This window comes from Microbacterium awajiense, from assembly GCF_039536545.1.
Lineage (GTDB): Bacteria > Actinomycetota > Actinomycetes > Actinomycetales > Microbacteriaceae > Microbacterium > Microbacterium awajiense.
In genome coordinates, this window is the sequence record NZ_BAAAYU010000001.1 from 557,274 (window position 1) to 575,089 (window position 17,816).

Below are 17,816 nucleotides of genomic sequence, written 5' to 3' on the forward strand. Positions count from 1 at the left end.
GACCACGCGGATACGCTGGCCCCATGGGCTGGACCGTCACCGCCATCGTGCTCGCCACCTTGAGCGCAACCGCCGCGATTGCCGCGGGCACCCTCGCCTACATCGGACGCGAGCGAGAAGACACGGATCGCCTCGGATTCTTTCAGTCCGCCAGGTACGCGGGTCTCACCTTGACCCTCACCATCGCCGCCGCGCTCCTCGCCGCGCTCTCCGCGCTGTCGTCGGGCCTTGCCTCCCTCGCGGACTCTTGACCATGCGCGACGCCGAGACACCGCACTACCCGCCCGAAGATCATGAGGCCTTCCTCCGGCGTCAGTCCGCCCCGCCCCATGACGCCGAGGCCATCGAGGCCGCCCGCGCGGACTGGCCCGAGGCCCACCGGGCCATCGCGATCATGCAGGGCTGGTAGCCGCCCGTGGGCGACGACGAGCTCGACGACGACCTCGGCCCGGGCCGCGACTGCCCGACGTGCGGGCGCCCCCTCACCCCCGAGCCTCTCGACGGCGGCACGCTCGCGCTCGTGTGGACGTGCCCCCTCCACGGCGCCATCGACCTCACCCCGGACGCTCTCGGCGAGGCCTAGCCCAACACGCCTGGGCTGACATGTAGACCGTTCCGGTTGGCATCGCCCTGCCCGACGTCGCACGCCACGATCGCCCAGGCCGCCGGCAGCGTCCACGGCGCTGCCGGTCCGCCGAGCAGACCGCCGCCCAGTGCGACACCCGCCGCCACGGCGGTGAACGCGGCTGCCAGCAGGCGCAGTCGCCTGCGACTGCGCGGTGCGACCACGAGCACCGCGATCGCGCCTCCGAGCACGGCGAGGGTGGCGACGCCCGGACCGCCGGCGAGCCAGGGCAGCGCCGCACCCGGGAGTGCGGCGGCGACGAGGGCCGTCTGCGCGATCCACGAGGCGGGCAGCCACGCCAGGGCGGTCAGGCCGGCCTGCAGAAGGGGCACCGGCGCCGCGAGACATGCGGCGAGGCCCAGCACGGTGGCCGCCGGCGCGGCCGGCGCGGCGAGGGCGTTGGCGACGACGCCGTAGACGGCCACCGAGGGCTCGATGAGCACGATCAGCGGCCCGCACGCCAACTGGGCGGCCAGCGGCACCGCCAGTGTCAGCGCCAGAGCGCGCGGCATCCCGCGGGCCAGACCCGCCGCGAGGGGCCGGGAGAGCACGAGGAGGGCGCCCGTCGCGGCCACCGAGAGCGCGAATCCGATCGATGACGCGAGCCAGGGGTCTGCGACGATCACGACGGCCGTCGCGAGAGCAAGCAGCGCGAGCCCGGCGCCGGGCCGACCGAGCAGAACCGCCACCATCGCGATGGTCGACATCGTGGCGGCGCGCACGACACTCGGCTCGGGTGTCACGAGCACGACGAAACCCGCCAGCGCCGCCGCGGCGCCCGCGACCCTCAGCGCGCGTCGCGCGCCGAGCGCACTGGCCGCGACGAAGACGAGACCGACGACGAGCGCGCAGTTCGCACCCGACACCGCCGTCAGGTGCGACAGCGAACAAAGCCGTCTACGTATACCTTGTAGCTATGAGCGTTGCCCTCTACACACGAATCAGCCAGGACAAGACTGGTGAGCGTGCCGGCGTGGAACGGCAAGCGAAAGAGTGTCGCGAGCTGGCCGACCGTCGCGGACTGACGATCACTCACGAGTACTCCGACAACGATGTCAGCGCGTACAGCGGGAAGCGGCGCGACGGGTTCGATGCGCTACTGCGAGCCGTCTCAACCGGTGAAGTAGACCGAGTTCTCGTCTGGCATCCCGACCGCCTCTATCGCCGCTCAGCCGACCTCGAGAAGCTGATCAACCTCGTAGAGCAGCACAACATCAAGATCGTCACAGTGACGGCGGGAGACTTCGACCTCAACACCGCCACGGGCCGCGCCGTCGCGCGAACACTGGTCGCATGGTCTGGCTTCGAGGTCGAGCAGAAAACAGACCGTCAGAAGTCCGCGTACCGTCAACGGGCGGAACGTGGCGGGTGGCCTTTCGCTCACCGTCCGTTCGGCTACCAGCGTGTCAACGGGGAGATCGTGCAGGTTCCCGACGAAGCCGCCGTGCTTCGTGACATCCTGAGCCGCTACTACGAGAAGCTCGAGCCTCGTCACGCGATCATGCGGGATCTGAATCAGCGCGGGATCTTGACTCCGCGCCGGAAACCGTGGGGCATCATTCAGCTTCGCGATGTGCTGACCAACGATCGTTACGGCGGCGTCGTGAAGCACGGGGATACGGTTCTCGACGTCAAACCGTCGTGGGAGCCGATTGTCGACCGTGACGTGTGGCTCGGGTGGCGCAGCCGTGCGGCGAAGCGGAAGCGGAAGTCAACGTTCTCGTCAGCGAAGTATCTGCTTACCGGGATCGCCAGGTGCGACGTGTGCGGTGCGGTGTGCTTCGTGAAGCATCGTGCGGACGGTGGACGGTCCTACTTCTGTAGTGATCTCGGGTGTGTGCAACGGTCGGTGCCCGCCGTGGACGACCTTGTTGAACGCCTGGTGATCGGACGGTTGAGCATGCCGGACGCTTCTCAGGTGTTCGCTCCCCGCAATGAAGACACCGCCGACATTTCCCGCGAGATCGAGGCTAAGCAAGCTCGACTCGATGACATGGCCGCACTGGTGGCAGACGGCACGCTGAGCGCCGATGCTGTCCGTGCCGAAGCGAAACCCCTACGTGAACAGATGGAGCGTCTGAGGGCCGTCCTGGCGGAACGACAGGCACGCGCCACGATCCCCGCAGAGTTGTTCCAACAGCACGCCGGTGAGGCGTGGGACTCGCTGCCTCTCATCCGCAAGCGTGCAGTTGTTTCCGCAATCATGCGCGTGTCGATCGGCAGACAGGCGAACCCGCGCATCTTCGACCCGGAAGCGGTCCGCATCGAATGGGTGTCCGATGCCAAGTAGATACTTCCCATCAATCGATGGGCAGAAAGAAGCCCCCGCCGAGTAGCCGCTCGACGGAGGCAGGGAATCACAACACGAAAGGAAACTGATCCCCATGACAACTGTAACGATCTCCGATGAGGCCGCCCGGTCTTGCGAGTACATCGTCTCTCGCATCAGCGACTGGCCCGACGACCTCGCCGCCGACCGTCTCGGGACGACGGTCGAAACCGTCAGGGACTTGCGGCGTGATCCGTCGCTACTCGAGGTGCGGCACGCTCTGATCATCGCGCGGTGCCTTGGCACGACTGCAAGCGCACTCTGGGAAGAGTCCGTCCGATGAGTACCGTAGCGGAGGCGACGTCCACCCGTTCGCCCTGGTGGGATCAGTACTCCGTCGCGCGACTGCTGCACCAGGCGATCGCGAACGGTGCCGTTGTTCGGGAGTGGGATCCGTTCGGCGAGGCGGGCGAGCCGGCTGACCCGTGGTTCCTGGACGTCGTCTTCCAATCAACGATCCGGGTGCTCGTCGGCTACTCCACCAGCGACGGATTCTGGCGAATGATGATCGATGACGGCCCACTCGACCGCCTAGAAGCGACCGCCGAGGACCACAGTCTCGCAGCCCTGACCCTGGGCGTCGGGGCGAAGCTCTGCCGCGATCTCAATTTCGCGACCCGTGACCGGACGTCCCCGGCTGACGTGCTCGCTGAGGAAATCGAAGCGCTGATCATGGACAGCGACCAGCACCCCGGAGAGATCGCAGCCGCTCTGCGGATCAGTAACGGTGTCCTGTCGTCCAAGCTCACCGGGAGTACGAAGTGGACTGCTCTCGAGCTGTTGCAGTTGGCCCGTGCGCTCCGCCCCCACGACCCGACGGCGGTTCTCGAGCGACTGATGGAAGTATCAGAACGATGAGTACCCGGATGATTCTCGTCAACGTGCGATGCGACAGGTGCAAGCGGATCCTGTTCCAGGTCACGCGGGACACACAGCCTGTCGTCACCGCCGACGGGAGCGAACTACTGATGATCGCGCGATGCCGCTGTGACCTGCGCACGCGGGGTAGGGAGCGTCCGGCCCATGTCGAATTGCCGTGGGCCGACATGGTGCCCGTGACGCAGCGCGCGCGCCGCTACGGCAAGACTCAGAACGTGTCGTTCTCTGTGAAGGACACAATCAACTGATAACCTGAACGTGTCGTTTGCGTAAGTAGAGCGGCACTAGCAGTCCACCGTCGGGTACGGGAATCACATCGCGTTCTGGACGCGCGAACCGAAAGGTTCGCCATGCCCAGAAGTGGAACGCCGCTCGCCGCGACATCATCCGCGGTCGCCGTCGCATCACGTCGCAGAGATCCGGTTGCCCTCATTGAGGCTCGCCGCAATCATGCCGCGGTCAAGCTCGAGGACTACATCACGCGGGTGGTTGCTGAGGCCCCCCCGCTCACCACCGCTCAGCGCGAGCGGCTGGCAGCACTGCTCACAGGTGGTGCCCAGTGAATGCGGAAAGCGCCCCCCAGGAGGGAAGCGCTTCCAAGACTGCTAGGCGGCGGTCTACCTCTAGCGTACAGTTCGTTGCCTCATCCGTGTCTGGTGCCGTGCGCTGCGATCTCACCCGCCCCGCCAACGGCGACCGGTTCACCGAAGGCGAAGTCGGGAAGCGGATCTACCGTGCGACGGTTGGCATGCCGGCGCATTGCGTGTTGCAGCTCGCTGTGAGTGAGCGCACCCCGACGCATGACGTCCGTATCCCGGACGGGATGCGGATTCAGATCACCGCGCCCGACGCGGCGACCCTGCGCAACTGGCTCACCGTCGTATCCGCGGGGGTGATGTCATGAGCTACGAGAATGTTCCGTTCGGTGCCACCGATCCCGACACCTACGACGAACACGGGCGTCCTATCTCCGGTTCCGGGGAGCAGCATTCCGGGCAGGTTCGCATGGCGTACCGGCTCGCGGACTCACACCGGGATCGTCTGATGCATGTCCACGGGCTCGGGTGGATGTACTACGACGGCAAGCGTTGGGTATCTGACACGTCCGGGCACGCCCGCCGTGGCGTGCTGGACGTGCTGTCCGCGGCGCTCGCGGAATCGGTGGGTGACAAGCAGTTGCGTGCCGACGTCAGCAAGTGCGAGTCGGCGGGCGGGATCGATGGTGTGCTGTCAGTCGCGTCCGCGCTGGTGGAGTTCGCTGCGACCGTCGATGACCTCGACGCTGACCCGTTCCTGCTGAACTGCGCGAACGGCACCCTCGACCTCCGGACTCGTACCCTGCGTCCCCATGAGGCCCGCGACAGGCTCAGCCGTGTCTCGGCGGGCGCGTACCGCCCCGATGCCGACATGACCGTCTGGAGCCGCTTCCTCGATCGTGTGCTGCCCGATGCGGAGGAACGGGGCTACCTGCAACGCGTGTTCGGTCAAGCCGTCTACGGGCAGGTCAGAGAGCACCTGTTCCCCGTGCTGATCGGCACCGGCGCGAACGGGAAGTCGACCGCGTATGACGCGATCGTGCACGCGCTGGGCGACTACGCGACCGTGATCGACCCGGCGATGCTGATGCAGCGGGAGCGTGGCGGGATCGGTGGCCCCGAGATGATGCAATTGCTCGGGGCTCGACTCGTCGTCGGCTCGGAGACAGAAGAAGGTCGCAAGCTCGACGAGTCGACCATGAAGCGGCTCACGGGCGGCGACCGGCTCACTGCGCGGCACCTTTACCAGCCGCCCGTGACGTGGACCCCCACTCACCAACTGGTGTACGTCTCGAATCACCTACCCCAGGTGAAGGGGAATGATCCGGCGACGTGGCGGCGGATTCGGGTGGTCCCGTTCGATGTGGTGATCCCCCCGGCTGAGCGTGACCCCGGGTTGGTGGAAGTGTTGCGGCTGCACGCAGACTCGATTGTCTCGTGGGTGGTCGCCGGGTACTTCGATTACCTCGAGGCTGGGATGCGTGAGCCCGAGTCGGTGATCGCGGCGACGGACGAGTATCGCTCTGACTCCGATGCGGTGGCCATGTTCGTTCACGACCGCTGCCTGATCAATCCGTCTGCCTCTGGACGCACGCGACAGTTGTTCGCGGCTTGGCAGTCCTGGCAGATCGCGAATGGTGCCGAGCGTATTACCGAGAAGACGTTCGGGGCCGAGCTCGACCGGCTCGGTTTCCCGGCGAAGAAGACCGCCGCGGGGATGCTCCGCGCGGGTATCGGACTGCTCTCTGAGGACCAAGAAGGTGCCGACGATGCAGGGTGATGCAGGGTTTATGCAAACTCTACGCGTACGTGCGTATAGGGAAAGTTGTCTTGAACCCTGCACTACCCTGCACAACCCGCGTAATTCCGCGGATCGCCGTCATAGGAAGACGGTGTCGTGATGCGTGGGGCGACGCAGTATCAGCGGCTCGCCGCCGCCCTGGCGAACACGGCACCCACCTGCACGGGTGACCCCCGATACATCCTCGACCGGGTAGAGGTCAGCGACACCGACCGCGCCGAGATGGAATCCGCTTGCGCCACCTGTCCCCTGTTCGGGCTGTGTGACGCGTACGCCCGCGCTGGACGCCCCGAAGCGGGCATGTGGGCCGGGAAGTACTACCCCGGGAAGGGCGGTGCATGATGCGGGACAACGACGCGCACTCGCGCCTGTTCCACTCGTCCGCGCGCAGATACGAAGAGAACGTCCGGCAAGGTGCGATCACCCGGGCAGTGCGGGCACAGGTAGCGACAACTGACGGTGACAGCGTGCCCGGAGTCGCCGTGTTCGTCGGCACACAAGTACGAACGGTGCTGCTCGAGGATGACGCATGGCGACTCACCCACGAGATCGCTGACGCGTTGGAGAGTTCCCCGTGACGGCCACGGCTCGCGCGGTGCCGTTCCTGCGGTGGCTCGCTGACCGGATCGAGCAGGGCGGTCACAGGCAGATCGCGACGGACTGTCGCCGCATCGCTGACGACATCGAAATGGAAGCCCGCGTGCACGCCGCGTTCCAGACCCCCGGCATCTGTCCCTGCGGGCGACAGCTACCACCCCGGCTACCCGGTTCAGGCCGGAACCGGCTGTACTGCCTCACATGCCGGCCACGAAAAAAAGAACCGAAAAAAAGCATCCCCGCTTGACTGTAACTATCGAAAGGACTTACACATGGCAACCATCACCGAACCCGCGATCGTCACCGTCGCGGACATCGCTGACGCCCTCGGCATCCCCGGCCAGGTCGCCGCCGTCCACGAAGGACTCGTAGCAGACGGCCTCACGATCACCGAGGACTGGGCAGGACGCCCCGCCGTCAGCTTCCGGGACGCGAAACGCACCATCGACCGTCACCGCAAGCAGCAGGCCGAGTGGGAGGCACGCCGAACCCGAGACATGATGCTGAACGACGAAGCCGCGAAGTGTCAGACCGAGTTCGACGAGATCGCCGGACGGGCACTCCCGGTACTGCGGCGAGCGGACCCGCTGTCGACAGACCCGGACTCCGACCGTGAACGAATGGTCGAAGCTCGCCGTATCGCGCTCGAAGCGGTGCAGGGCAAGTACTCCCCCGAAGCGATCGCACGTCTCCTGCTCAAACCGATCATGACGATCGAGGACGACACGACCGCCGCGTTCCGGCCCATCGAGATCGTAGAGTCCACCGACGCGGCAGTCGAGAAGATCAAGAACCCGAAGTCACGCGCGCGTCTGCTCGCGTACCTGTTCCCGGAGGGTCGACCGTGAGCCTGGCCAACTTCGCCACGACCGGCATGGTCGCGACCCACCATGCCAACGCCGCTGTGCGGGCTGTGGAACCCGCCGAGATCTGGAACCGACACATCCTCGGCCACGACACCCCGTCCACGTTCACAGCCGCGTACACCGCCGCGGAGCGCGGCACCGACTGGGGCACCGTCGAACGCATGATCATCGCCGCCCACCAAGCCTCACCATCCACGCCGATCCGCGAACAGCTGACGTTCCGGAACGACGACAAGACCGCGTGCCGCACTCAGGGAACTTTCTACCCAGCCGGGGAAGCACGCGATGGAGGTCAGCGGCCTACTCAACCGCTGACCTCCAACCTCGAGGAGGTGCGCAGCTATGGCCGGTAGAGGCATCACGATCGACATCCTCGCGAACGTCCGCGACGCCCTGAATGGCACCGGCGACGTCGAACAAGCACTAGCCGACATCGAGTCGACACTCGAGGACATGGCCCGCGACGGCGACAACTCCGTCGACAAGATGTCCCGCGGGTTCCGCGACCTCGCGAAAGACGCCGACCGCTCCGCCGACCGCATCGAAGACTCCTACCGGCAGGCATACCGGAAGATCGACCGCGCCAACGACAACATCGGCGACTCCGGGAAGAAGGGCTTCCGGACCGCCGCGGACGCATCCGGCGAGTTCAAAGACGAAGCGTTGCAGAACTTCGGCGAAACCGCCGCCAGCTTCGACGGATCGATGGAATCACTCGGGCAGGTCGCCACCGACACACTCGGAGGCGTCGCATCCCAACTTCCCGGAATCGGCATCGCAGCAGGTGCCGCCGCCCTCGGCATCGGCGGCGTCACCAACTACCTCACGGAACTTGGCGAGAAGTCCGAAGAGATCAAGAACGACATCATCAGCGACTTCCTCGAGCTTGGCGACGCGCTCGACAAAGAAGCCGTCGATGCCCGAGTACGCGACTACCTCAACACCGAAGACACCCGCAAGCAAGCCGAACTGCTCGCAGAGATCCTAGACATCAACGTCGGGCAGGCCGTCCTCGCTATGGCAGGCGACTACGAATCAGCCGGCGTCACAGTCGGTGAAGTCATGGACGGCATCAACACCGCGTCCGGCAACGTCAACACCGAAACGTGGGAAGGCCTCAAGAACACCATCGACTCCACAACAACGGCGATGGAGATTGGCGAGCAAGCAGCGAAAGCCCAAGCCGATGCGCAGAACCGCACTGCGGATACCGCGAAGGCCGCGCAGGAGAAGGTCCGTGACGAAGCCACCAAGACCCAGGAATGGCTCCAGGACAAGCTCAACGGCACCTACGAGGCATCCGTGAAGCTGCGCGTCGATGACTCCGACGTCCGCAACTATCGCGCCCCCACGAAGTACGCCGATGTCCGGTACTCCCCCAGCGGAAGACCGATGATATGACCACGGACGACATCGCCGTCAGCATCCTCGACATCGCCCTAGCACTCACACAGGGCACCGGCACAGGCACGATCAACACACCCACCGCCCGCGCCGAAGACATCTACCTCGCCGCCGCCTACCTTGCCGCAGGACTCGCCGCAGGACTAGCCGACGCACCCGGCGCGGAAGACACCGCCAGCAGCATCCTCGAGAACCTGCAATGGCAGATCCGCATCAACCAGATCACACCCAACCAGCAGACACCCGCCTGACACGACCGGATTCTTTCATCGTGAGGACCTATGAAGACCCGCGAGTCCTGCACTTTCACACACGGAGGGGAGGGGGGTCTACACCCCCGTTCTTTACTCGACCGAATCGATGAAGACCCGCGAGTCGTTTCGATCTCCCCCCGTCGTTTTTCCACCAACCGCGGGCGGGTGGCGCGTAACCTCGGAGCATGCTTGAGGACGGCTCACAGCCCCGCTGCCCGCATTGCGGTGTTGTCATGCGGGATGAGCCGGGAGCGTACAAGTGCCCGTCGTGCGGGTTCCTGTACGCGCCCAGCATGCCCAGCGGCGGACTCCCCCGCTTTGACGGGCCGAGCGTGAACGGCGGCTGAGGCGCTGACGTCCTACTCGGATGTGTCGAGGGTTCCGTCGACTCGTCGTTGCAGATGGTCGCGTTGCCTTGCTGTGAGCCACGTTGCTTTCGCGGGGTAGTAGTCCTCTGTGTACTGCTCTCGGCGTGCTCGACGCATTCCGGTCACGATCGCGTTCTGGATGATGAAGTAGAGGATGAGTAGGGATATTGCGAGTGCGGCGAGTGGGATGACGAGCGAGGTAAGAATGATTTCCATGCCCACAAGGTAGTGGCACCTGCCGACGTCGTGAGGCGCGGACTCCCGAGAAATTCGCAGGCGGCTATTCAAGACGGGCTTGCGACGAGACCTTCATCGCCCCGTCGAGTTCGGCCGAGACGGCCGAGGTGTCGCCGACGGCGAGACCGGGCACCAGGCCAGCACCGGCGCCGGGGAGCCCCGTCGACGCGTCGACGAGTCCCCGACGCAGATCCGAGGCGGTGGCCAGCAGTCCCCCGGGCCCGGCGAGGACCTCGATCGGCTCGATCGCGCGGACCGACAGTGCCGCCCGATCATCCGGGAACGTCTCCGCTCCCGTCGCACGCACGCGCACGATCGATCCGACGTCGATGCGCTCCGTCGCCACGCCGCGGATGCGCACCGGCGCCGCGCCCGTCACGCGCTGCGCACCGTCTCGCGCGTCGATCACGATCGCCTCGAACCGCACCGCGCCGTCCGGCGCCGCCTGCACCTTCCCCGTCGCGACGGCGTCGATCGTCAGCACGCGCGCGCCATCGGCGGCCAGCTGCTGGACCGCGCTGCGCGCAGGTGAGGCCAGCACGACCGACAGGGCAGCCGCCGCCGCGACGGCACAGGCGGCGCTCGCCACGACCGCCCACTCGCGTCGCCCGACGAACACCGACACAGCGGCGAGCGACGCGGCCAGGACGCCCAGCGCGAGCGCGATCGGCGTCGCGTGCGCGGCGTGATGGATCGCGTATCCCGCCGAGACCCAGGCTGCGGCGGCGACCGGGACTCCGCGCAGCGCGGCTCGTCGCATCGCGCTCACACCGTTACCAGCTCACGCAGTCCTTCGAGGATCGCCTCGCCGATACCGGGCACCGCCAGAAGGTCGTCCACGCTGGTGAAGCGACCGTGCTCATCACGCCACGCGACGATCCGTGCGGCGAGCGCCGGTCCGATGCGCGGGAGCGTGTCGAGAGCGCCGATGTCCGCTGTGTTGACGTTCACCCGACCGTCCGACGCGCCCGTCGCCGTCGCCTCACCGACCACCGGCACATGAAGAAGCTCACCGTCGGCGACAGGGCGCGCGAGGTTCACCGCCTCGCGGTCGGCTTCCTCCGTGAAGCCTCCGGCGGCGGCGACGGCATCGACGACGCGTGCCGAGGGATCGACCGCGTAGACACCCGGCACCCGCACGGCGCCCGTGACGTGCACCCAGGCGTGCGCCGACGACGCTGCGGCCGACTCGTCGACGACCGGCACCGTCGCCACGGGGGCGACCGCGGTGCGCACCACCCCGATGCCGATCGTGACGGCGGCGGCCGCCAGCCCGAGGACGATCGCCGCGCCCACTCCGAGGCGCCGGCGGCGGGATCCCGAATCGGGGGCGACTGAGGTCACATGCCGACGCTACGGAGCCGATGCGCAGCGTCTGCGCGCGGACCGCGATCTGAGGACGGCGCAGGGCCCGCAGGTGCCTTGGGGAGGAGGCGGCGGCCTCAGTGCGTGCTGAAGCTCACGACCTTCGGGGGACGGACGATCGCGCGAGTGATCTGACGACCCGCGAGCGAACGCACCACGCGGGCGTCCTCCCTCGCCATCGCCTCGAGGGCGTCCTGGGCGATGCGCGCCGGCACCTCGAGCGTCGCGCGCACCTTCCCGTCGATCTGCACGACGGCGGTGACCGTATCCTCGACCAGCAGCGTCGGGTCAGGGCTGCGCCACGGGAAGAGGCCGACGTAGGAGTCGTAGCCGAGGATCTCCCACATCTCCTCCGCGGTGTGCGGAGCGAACAGGTCCAGCACCATGGCGGTCGCCTCAGCGGCCTCGCGCACCGCGGGATCGGCAGGACCCGCCCCGCTGTCGATGGCCTTGCGCGTCGCGTTGACGAGCTCCATCAGCCGCGCGACGACGACGTTGAACTTCGTCTGCTCGACGAGGCTCGGCGCGTCGGCGAGCAGCCGGTGCGTGACGCGGCGAAGCGCCGGGTCGCCCTCGGCCCAGACGACGTCGGGGTCGCTGGTGACATCCATCGCCACGCGCCACGCCCGTGCGAGGAACTTCTGAGCACCCGTGGTCGAGACGTCTTCCCAGTTGATGTCGTCCTCGACCGGACCGGCGAACGCGATCGCGACGCGCACCGCGTCGGCTCCGGGATCGAGCATGCTCGGGGCGAACTCGACCAGGTTCCCCTTGCTCTTGGACATCTTCGACCCGCCCAGCAGCACCATGCCCTGGTTGATGAGGGTCGAGAACGGCTCGGTGAACTCGATGAGCCCCATGTCGAACAGCACCTTGGTGATGAACCGCGCGTACAGCAGGTGGAGGATCGCGTGCTCGACGCCGCCGATGTACGAGTCCACAGGCGCCCAGCGATCGGCCTGCGCCGAGCTGAAGGCCTCGGCAGGGTCACCGGGAGAGAGGAATCGCAGGAAGTACCACGAGCTGTCCACGAACGTGTCCATCGTGTCGGGGTCGCGCCGTGCGGGCTCGCCCGTGGCGGGATCGACGGTGCGCATCCACTCCTCCGCGCCGCCGAGGGGCGACGTGCCCCGGGGTGCGAGATCCAGGCCCTCGGCATCGGGAAGCTGCAGGGGCAGCTGGTCGTCCGGCACGGGGACGATCCGGCCGTCGTCGGTGTGGATCATCGGGATCGGCGTGCCCCAGAAGCGCTGCCGCGAGATCAGCCAGTCGCGCAGACGATACGACTTCGCCGCGCGGCCGGTGCCGGCGCGCTCGAGCTCGTCGACGATGCGCGCGATCGCGTTGCGCTTGCTCAATCCGTCGAGCGATCCCGAGTTGATCATGCGTCCCTCGCCTGTGAGCGCGACACCGGTGCGGGCGGGATCGAGGTCGTCGAGCGTGGGGTCGTCGGCCGTGGGGTCGATCGGCGTGCCGTCCTCGTCGAGTTCGATGACGGGGATCGCACCGGTGATGGGCGCCGTCGTGTCGACGACGACCTTCACCGGGAGGTCGAAGGCGCGCGCGAAGTCGAGGTCGCGCTGGTCGTGGGCGGGAACGGCCATGACCGCGCCGTGGCCGTAGTCGGCCAGCACGTAATCGGCAGCCCAGATCGGAAGCCGCTCCCCGTTGATCGGGTTGATCGCATACCGGTCCAGGAACACACCGGTCTTCGGACGATCGGTGCTCTGCCGCTCGATCTCGGTCTCGCGCTGGACCCGTTCGAGGTAGTCCTGGAAGCGTGCACGCACGTCGGCGCTGGAGCCGGAGGCGAGCTCGGCCGCCAGGTCGCTGTCGGGCGCCACGACGAAGAACGTCGCGCCGTGCAGGGTGTCGGGACGCGTCGAGAAGACCGTCACCGGCTCGTGGTGCCCCTCGATCTCGAAGTCGATGTCGGCGCCGACCGACCGGCCGATCCAGTTGCGCTGCATCCGGATGACCTTCTGCGGCCAGAACCCCTCGAGCTGGTTCAGGTCGTCGAGCAGTCGATCGGCGTACTCGGTGATCTTGAAGTACCACTGCGTGAGCTTCTTCTTGACGACCTCGGCGCCGCATCGCTCGCAATGACCCTCGACGACCTGCTCGTTGGCGAGCACCGTCTGGTCGTTCGGACACCAGTTGACCGGGCTCTCCTTGCGGTAGGCCAAGCCGCGCTCGTACAGGCGCTGGAACAGCCACTGGTTCCAGCGGTAGTACTCGGGGTCGCTGGTGTGGAGGATGCGCGACCAGTCATAGCTCGAGCCGTACTCGCGGAAACTGCGCTTGTGCCGCTCGATGTTCGCGTACGTCCACTCCCGAGGATCGGCACCGCGCTGGATCGCGGCGTTCTCCGCGGGCAGCCCGAACGAATCCCATCCGATCGGGTTGAGCACGTTGTAGCCGCGGTGCCGCCAGAAGCGGGCGACGATGTCGACATAGGCGTAGTTCTCGGCGTGCCCCATGTGCAGGTCTCCCGACGGATACGGGAACATGCCGAGCACGTACTTGCGAGGACGCGTGTCGTCGGCGCCGCCAGCGCGGAACGGATCGTCCTCGAGCCAGCGCCGTTGCCACTTCTCCTGGATCGCGAGGGCGTCGAAGCCGTCGGCGGGCACGGCGGAGTCGGGCGCGGAGGAATCTGACACAGGTGGACCAATCGGAAGAGCACGGCGGGGGGCGCGGAGCGCGGTTCCAGGTTACCCGACAGCGGGCAGCCACCCCTCGGGCACCGCAGCACCGAGCGCGCCGAGCGGGCCGGCCGCCTTCACCGCGACCTCCGCGACCTCCGCCCACGGCTCCGATCGCCACGTGATGCCGCCCCCCGCACCGACGTACGCGTCGTCGCCGGCGACGACGATCGTCCGGATCACCATCGCGAGATCGAGGTCGCCGTCGATGCCCACCCACCCGAAACAACCCGAGAAGATCCCCCGCGGGCCGCGCTCGAGCTCGTACAGGATCGTCATCGCCGACAGCTTCGGAGCCCCGGTCATGCTGCCGGCGGGGAACGTGGCGGCCATGAGCCCGGCGACGTCGACTCCCCCGGCGAGCGTGCCCGACACCGTGCTCACGAGCTGGTGCACCGCCGGATACGACTCCACGCGCAGCAGCCGGTCGACCGCGACCGTGCCCGGCACGCAGACCCGGGACAGGTCGTTGCGCATCAAGTCGACGATCATGACGTTCTCGGCGCGCTCCTTCTCGCTGGTGACCAGTTCGACCGCCAGTGCCGCATCCGTCGCCGCATCCTCACCTCGCGGCCGTGTCCCCTTGATCGGGCTCGTGCGCACGACGCCCGACACGACCTCGAGGAACCGCTCCGGGCTGGCGCTGAGGATGCTGACATCGTCGATGCGCACCAGTCCGCCGTGGTGCGCGGGGGTCGCCTCACGCAGTCGCAGGTAGGTTGCGGTCGCATCGACCGGACCGGGCACGTCGAACCTGGTGGTGAGGCAGAGCTGGTACGCATCGCCCTCCCTGATCGCGTCGCGGCAGCGCTCGATCAACGCGGCGTATTCGTCGGGCGCGTGCCGCGGAGTCGCGATTCGGGATGCGGCGGGTTCCGACCCCGGACTCCCGCCGCGGCATCCGTCCGACACCTCGTCAGCCAATCCGCCCGCCCGATCGGCAGGTGCCACGATCCAGCTGCGTCGGCGAGCATGGTCGAACGCCACGAACCAGCTCGTCCGCATCCATCGTGAGCCGGCGAGGGAGTCGACGGGAACGGTCGGCGCGCCCGCCCCGTCGGCGCCGTCCTCGTAGCCGAGCCATCCGACCCATCCGCCGCGGAACGAGCCGGGGATCGTGTCGTCGCGTGCCGCCGACGCATCGACGCGAACCGCTCCGACCGCATCCGGATCCTGCTCACGGACGCCGACGCCCACCCAGCTCCACCCCGTGGCGGCCGCCGGGCCGGCATCGAGCCAGAACGAGCACGCCGCCTCCGCGTCCAGGGCCCGGTACACCGTCGCGGGATCGCACCAGTCGATCGCGACGGCGGTGAGGGGCTCCGGCATGACTCCCAGGCTAGATGCGAGTACGCGTCCTAGGCTCATGGCGTGAACGAGTTCCTCTCGTGGCTGCTCGACGCCGTGCAGAGCGTCGATCCCGTGCTGCGGACACTGCTGGCGGGGCTCGCCATCATGCTCGAGACGAGCGTGCTCATCGGGCTCATCGTGCCCGGCGACACCATCGTGATCGTGGCCGCGACCGCCGTCGGCTCGCCGCTGGAGGGGGTTCTGCTCGCGATCACCGTCGTCGTGGGTGCGCTGATCGGCGAATCCATCGGGTACGCCCTCGGGCGGTGGCTCGGACCGCACATCCGCGATTCGAAGCTCGGGCGCCGCATCGGACAGGAGAACTGGGACCGTTCCGAACGCTATCTTCGCCGTCGCGGCGGGCCGGCCATCTTCCTCTCGCGCTTCCTTCCCGTCTTGCACTCTCTCGTGCCCCTCACCGTCGGGATGAGCGGCTACCCCTATCGGCGCTTCCTCGCCTGGACCGTTCCGGCGTGCGTGCTGTGGTCCGGCATGTACGTCACCGTCGCGGCCGCCGCCGCCGGGACGTATCGGGAGCTGGCCGACCGGTTGCACTATGCGGGATACCTCTTCGTCGGAGTCATCGTCGTCTTCCTCCTGCTCGCCTTCCTGGGCAAGAAGCTCATCCACCGGCTCGAGCGCCGCCACCTCGAAGACGACCCCGCGCCTGTGGATGCCTCCGTGGCCGACGGCGACGACGTGCAAGACTGAAGGGATGCCCGGACGCCGCAAGACCAGGACGCGCACGAAGGTGCTGTGGTTCGCGCGGCTCGAGTACCGGTTCCACTCGTGGCGGGAGCGTCGAGCGCGGGCGCGCGGACTGCGCCCGACGGTGACACCCTTCCCCGGGTACGCGAGCAGCTCCTGGGTTCGGGTTCTCGGTCGCGTCCTGATCGTGCCGCCCGGTGCGGGCGGGCGCAGCGCCGAGCAGACGGGAGTGCGCGGCTGGCGCAGCTTCGTCGCGATCCCGGTCGGCTACGCGCAGGTCACCGTCATGATCGGGGGCGAGCGGCACGACGTCGTGGCAGACCGCGGCGGGGTCATCGACACGGTCGTCCCGGCGACGCTCGATCCGGGGTGGCACGAGTTCACGGTGTCGGTCGAGAACGGCGACCCGATCCAGACCCGGGCGTTCGTCGTCGGACCCGAAGTGCGCTTCGGCATCGTGTCGGATGTCGACGACACCGTCATGGTGACGGCCCTGCCGCGTCCGCTCGTCGCGGCATGGAATTCGTTCGTGGTCGACGAACACGCGCGCCAGCCGGTCCCCGGCATGGCGGTCATGCTCGAACGCGTGGCGCGAGACCGCCCCGGCTCGCCGGTGATCTATCTGTCGACGGGCGCCTGGAACGTCGCTCCCACCCTCATGCGGTTCCTCCGCCGGCACGTGTTCCCCCCGGGGGCGATGCTGCTCACGGACTGGGGGCCCACCCACGACCGGTGGTTCCGCAGCGGCCCTGAGCACAAGCTCGCCAACCTGCGCCGACTCGCCGCGGAGTTCCCCGCGGTGAAGTGGCTCCTCGTCGGCGACGACGGTCAGCACGACGAGGCGATCTACACGACTTTCGCATCCGAGCATCCCCGCAACGTCGCGGCGGTCGCGATCCGGCGACTCTCTCCCGCCGAGGCGGTGCTCGCCGGTGGCCGCTCCGTGGTCGACGACCACACGGCAGCCGACGTGCCGTGGGTCACGGACTCGGACGGCGCCGGTCTCCTCGAGGGCCTGGCCGACGTCGGTGTCGTCACGGACTGAGTGTCGTTCGCGCCGCGTAGGCTGACCGACATGTGCGGACGCTTCGTGGTTGCCGAAGTCGGCTCCGAGCTCGTGGGGATGCTCCGGGTTGACGTGCAGGCCGACGACCTGCCCGCCCCCTCCTTCAACGTCGCGCCCACCGACACCGTGGCGATCGTCCTCGACTCCGCGAAGACCGAACCGCCCACGCGGCGCCTCGAACCCGCTCGGTGGGGCCTGGTCCCCGCATGGGCGAAGGATCCGTCGGTCGGTTCCCGCGCCTTCAATGCGCGATCCGAAGAGCTCGAGGACAAGCCGATGTTCCGCGCGGCACTGCAGAAGCGACGTGCCGTCATCCCGGCATCCGGATACTACGAATGGAAGCGCGAAGCCGACGGCAAGACGCCCCACTACATCCATCCCGCCGACGACTCTCCCCTGTTCTTCGCCGGGTTGTACGAATGGTGGAAGGATCCGGCGAAGGCGGACGACGATCCGACGCGATGGCTGCTCAGCTGTACGATCCTCACCCGCGACGCGATCGGCCACCTGGGCTCCATCCACGACCGGATGCCGGTGTTCCTCGACCCGGACCACGCCGACGCATGGCTCGACCCGACGATCGACCATGCGCGCGATGTCCTCGACGCGGCCGTCGACGCGGCGCCGGTGATCGCGGAGACGTTCGCGGATCGCGTCGTGGGCAAGGCCGTCGGCAACGTGCGCAACGACGACCCGTCGCTCATCGAGCCCGCCGAGGGCTGACGC

At 67.7% G+C, this 17,816-nt stretch carries 22 protein-coding genes; 16 read left to right on the forward strand and 6 right to left on the reverse strand.

The window, feature by feature from the left end:
- Window positions 1-23: 23 nt before the first annotated feature.
- From ABD663_RS02780 to ABD663_RS02790, 3 genes are read left to right on the forward strand one after another with little or no spacing between them, the layout of a single operon-like run.
- Window positions 24-251 carry a hypothetical protein gene (locus ABD663_RS02780; RefSeq protein WP_344736324.1) on the forward strand — a complete coding sequence of 76 codons (228 nt, stop codon included), beginning with the start codon at window positions 24-26 and terminating at the stop codon, window positions 249-251.
- A complete protein-coding gene (locus ABD663_RS02785) occupies window positions 248-409 on the forward strand; it encodes a hypothetical protein (protein WP_344736325.1) in 162 nt (53 codons plus the stop codon). Before ABD663_RS02780 ends, ABD663_RS02785 begins: the two co-directional genes overlap by 4 nt.
- Before the next feature lie 6 nt (window positions 410-415).
- On the forward strand, window positions 416-583 hold the full coding sequence (locus tag ABD663_RS02790) for a hypothetical protein (RefSeq protein WP_344736326.1): 168 nt from the start codon (window positions 416-418) through the stop codon (window positions 581-583).
- On the opposite strand, the gene ABD663_RS02795 is transcribed toward ABD663_RS02790, so the two are convergent.
- Window positions 580-1,530, reverse strand: a complete 951-nt coding sequence (locus ABD663_RS02795; RefSeq protein WP_344736916.1) for a ComEC/Rec2 family competence protein — start codon at window positions 1,528-1,530, stop codon at window positions 580-582. The genes ABD663_RS02790 and ABD663_RS02795 overlap by 4 nt on opposite strands.
- Before the next feature lie 11 nt (window positions 1,531-1,541).
- On the opposite strand from ABD663_RS02795, the gene ABD663_RS02800 reads away from it, so the two are divergent.
- The 10 genes from ABD663_RS02800 (at window position 1,542) to ABD663_RS02845 (ending at window position 9,288) form a co-directional block, all read left to right on the forward strand.
- Window positions 1,542-2,915, forward strand: a complete 1,374-nt coding sequence (locus ABD663_RS02800; protein ID WP_344736327.1) for a recombinase family protein — start codon at window positions 1,542-1,544, stop codon at window positions 2,913-2,915.
- Window positions 2,916-3,188: 273 nt separating this feature from the next.
- Window positions 3,189-3,812 carry a hypothetical protein gene (locus ABD663_RS02805; RefSeq protein WP_344736328.1) on the forward strand — a complete coding sequence of 208 codons (624 nt, stop codon included), beginning with the start codon at window positions 3,189-3,191 and terminating at the stop codon, window positions 3,810-3,812.
- A gap of 8 nt (window positions 3,813-3,820) precedes the next feature.
- Window positions 3,821-4,081 (forward strand): hypothetical protein, encoded by a 261-nt coding sequence (locus ABD663_RS02810; protein WP_344736329.1) that lies wholly within the window; start codon window positions 3,821-3,823, stop codon window positions 4,079-4,081.
- A 102-nt stretch (window positions 4,082-4,183) separates the two neighbouring features.
- Entirely contained in the window at window positions 4,184-4,396 is a 213-nt protein-coding gene (locus ABD663_RS02815) for a hypothetical protein (RefSeq protein WP_344736330.1), read from the forward strand.
- Between the two features lie 86 nt (window positions 4,397-4,482).
- Window positions 4,483-4,737 (forward strand): hypothetical protein, encoded by a 255-nt coding sequence (locus ABD663_RS02820; RefSeq protein ID WP_344736331.1) that lies wholly within the window; start codon window positions 4,483-4,485, stop codon window positions 4,735-4,737.
- A complete protein-coding gene (locus ABD663_RS02825) occupies window positions 4,734-6,149 on the forward strand; it encodes a DNA primase family protein (protein WP_344736332.1) in 1,416 nt (471 codons plus the stop codon). The genes ABD663_RS02820 and ABD663_RS02825 overlap by 4 nt, the downstream gene beginning before the upstream one ends.
- An 890-nt stretch (window positions 6,150-7,039) precedes the next feature.
- A complete protein-coding gene (locus ABD663_RS02830) occupies window positions 7,040-7,615 on the forward strand; it encodes a hypothetical protein (RefSeq protein ID WP_344736333.1) in 576 nt (191 codons plus the stop codon).
- Window positions 7,612-7,986: a hypothetical protein gene (locus ABD663_RS02835; RefSeq protein WP_344736334.1), complete on the forward strand. Its 375-nt coding sequence runs from the start codon at window positions 7,612-7,614 to the stop codon at window positions 7,984-7,986. The genes ABD663_RS02830 and ABD663_RS02835 overlap by 4 nt, the downstream gene beginning before the upstream one ends.
- The gene (locus ABD663_RS02840; RefSeq protein WP_344736335.1) at window positions 7,976-9,034 is read left to right on the forward strand and encodes a hypothetical protein; all 1,059 of its coding nucleotides are present in this window, start codon (window positions 7,976-7,978) and stop codon (window positions 9,032-9,034) included. Before ABD663_RS02835 ends, ABD663_RS02840 begins: the two co-directional genes overlap by 11 nt.
- The gene (locus tag ABD663_RS02845) at window positions 9,031-9,288 is read left to right on the forward strand and encodes a hypothetical protein (RefSeq protein ID WP_344736336.1); all 258 of its coding nucleotides are present in this window, start codon (window positions 9,031-9,033) and stop codon (window positions 9,286-9,288) included. Before ABD663_RS02840 ends, ABD663_RS02845 begins: the two co-directional genes overlap by 4 nt.
- A gap of 362 nt (window positions 9,289-9,650) precedes the next feature.
- Here ABD663_RS02845 and ABD663_RS02850 read toward each other — a convergent pair whose 3' ends face one another.
- The 5 genes from ABD663_RS02850 to ABD663_RS02870 all read right to left on the reverse strand — a co-directional run bounded on the left by ABD663_RS02850 (window position 9,651) and on the right by ABD663_RS02870 (window position 15,295).
- On the reverse strand, window positions 9,651-9,875 hold the full coding sequence (locus ABD663_RS02850; protein ID WP_344736337.1) for a hypothetical protein: 225 nt from the start codon (window positions 9,873-9,875) through the stop codon (window positions 9,651-9,653).
- A 64-nt stretch (window positions 9,876-9,939) separates the two neighbouring features.
- Window positions 9,940-10,656: a hypothetical protein gene (locus ABD663_RS02855; protein WP_344736338.1), complete on the reverse strand. Its 717-nt coding sequence runs from the start codon at window positions 10,654-10,656 to the stop codon at window positions 9,940-9,942.
- Window positions 10,657-10,661: 5 nt separating this feature from the next.
- The gene (locus tag ABD663_RS02860) at window positions 10,662-11,240 is read right to left on the reverse strand and encodes a ComEA family DNA-binding protein (protein WP_344736339.1); all 579 of its coding nucleotides are present in this window, start codon (window positions 11,238-11,240) and stop codon (window positions 10,662-10,664) included.
- A gap of 98 nt (window positions 11,241-11,338) precedes the next feature.
- Window positions 11,339-13,924, reverse strand: coding sequence for a leucine--tRNA ligase (gene leuS, locus ABD663_RS02865; protein WP_344736340.1), 2,586 nt, complete (start codon window positions 13,922-13,924; stop codon window positions 11,339-11,341).
- A gap of 51 nt (window positions 13,925-13,975) precedes the next feature.
- Complete coding sequence (locus ABD663_RS02870; RefSeq protein WP_344736341.1) at window positions 13,976-15,295, reverse strand: anthranilate synthase component I family protein; 1,320 nt, start codon at window positions 15,293-15,295, stop codon at window positions 13,976-13,978.
- Window positions 15,296-15,337: 42 nt separating this feature from the next.
- Between ABD663_RS02870 and ABD663_RS02875 the strand changes: the two genes are divergently transcribed.
- Genes ABD663_RS02875 through ABD663_RS02885 form a run of 3 tightly spaced genes read left to right on the forward strand, consistent with a single transcriptional unit; the run spans window position 15,338 to window position 17,813 of the window.
- Complete coding sequence (locus ABD663_RS02875) at window positions 15,338-16,027, forward strand: DedA family protein (protein WP_344736342.1); 690 nt, start codon at window positions 15,338-15,340, stop codon at window positions 16,025-16,027.
- A 4-nt stretch (window positions 16,028-16,031) separates the two neighbouring features.
- Window positions 16,032-17,069 (forward strand): App1 family protein phosphatidate phosphatase, encoded by a 1,038-nt coding sequence (locus ABD663_RS02880; RefSeq protein ID WP_344736343.1) that lies wholly within the window; start codon window positions 16,032-16,034, stop codon window positions 17,067-17,069.
- A gap of 30 nt (window positions 17,070-17,099) precedes the next feature.
- Window positions 17,100-17,813 (forward strand): SOS response-associated peptidase, encoded by a 714-nt coding sequence (locus ABD663_RS02885; RefSeq protein ID WP_344736344.1) that lies wholly within the window; start codon window positions 17,100-17,102, stop codon window positions 17,811-17,813.
- Window positions 17,814-17,816: the final 3 nt, after the last annotated feature.

Bases quoted from the DNA above. Each gene is read 5' to 3' on its own strand.
- ABD663_RS02840 (WP_344736335.1), top strand. From the start codon at position 7,976: ATGGCCGGTAGAGGCATCACGATCGACATCCTCGCGAACGTCCGCGAC.
- ABD663_RS02830 (WP_344736333.1), top strand. From the start codon at position 7,040: ATGGCAACCATCACCGAACCCGCGATCGTCACCGTCGCGGACATCGCT.
- ABD663_RS02855 (WP_344736338.1), bottom strand. From the start codon at position 10,656: ATGCGACGAGCCGCGCTGCGCGGAGTCCCGGTCGCCGCCGCAGCCTGG.
- ABD663_RS02870 (WP_344736341.1), bottom strand. From the start codon at position 15,295: ATGCCGGAGCCCCTCACCGCCGTCGCGATCGACTGGTGCGATCCCGCG.
- ABD663_RS02815 (WP_344736330.1), top strand. From the start codon at position 4,184: ATGCCCAGAAGTGGAACGCCGCTCGCCGCGACATCATCCGCGGTCGCC.
- ABD663_RS02885 (WP_344736344.1), top strand. From the start codon at position 17,100: ATGTGCGGACGCTTCGTGGTTGCCGAAGTCGGCTCCGAGCTCGTGGGG.
- ABD663_RS02825 (WP_344736332.1), top strand. From the start codon at position 4,734: ATGAGCTACGAGAATGTTCCGTTCGGTGCCACCGATCCCGACACCTAC.
- ABD663_RS02810 (WP_344736329.1), top strand. From the start codon at position 3,821: ATGATTCTCGTCAACGTGCGATGCGACAGGTGCAAGCGGATCCTGTTC.
- ABD663_RS02880 (WP_344736343.1), top strand. From the start codon at position 16,032: ATGCCCGGACGCCGCAAGACCAGGACGCGCACGAAGGTGCTGTGGTTC.
- ABD663_RS02850 (WP_344736337.1), bottom strand. From the start codon at position 9,875: ATGGAAATCATTCTTACCTCGCTCGTCATCCCACTCGCCGCACTCGCA.
- ABD663_RS02800 (WP_344736327.1), top strand. From the start codon at position 1,542: ATGAGCGTTGCCCTCTACACACGAATCAGCCAGGACAAGACTGGTGAG.
- ABD663_RS02845 (WP_344736336.1), top strand. From the start codon at position 9,031: ATGACCACGGACGACATCGCCGTCAGCATCCTCGACATCGCCCTAGCA.
- ABD663_RS02780 (WP_344736324.1), top strand. From the start codon at position 24: ATGGGCTGGACCGTCACCGCCATCGTGCTCGCCACCTTGAGCGCAACC.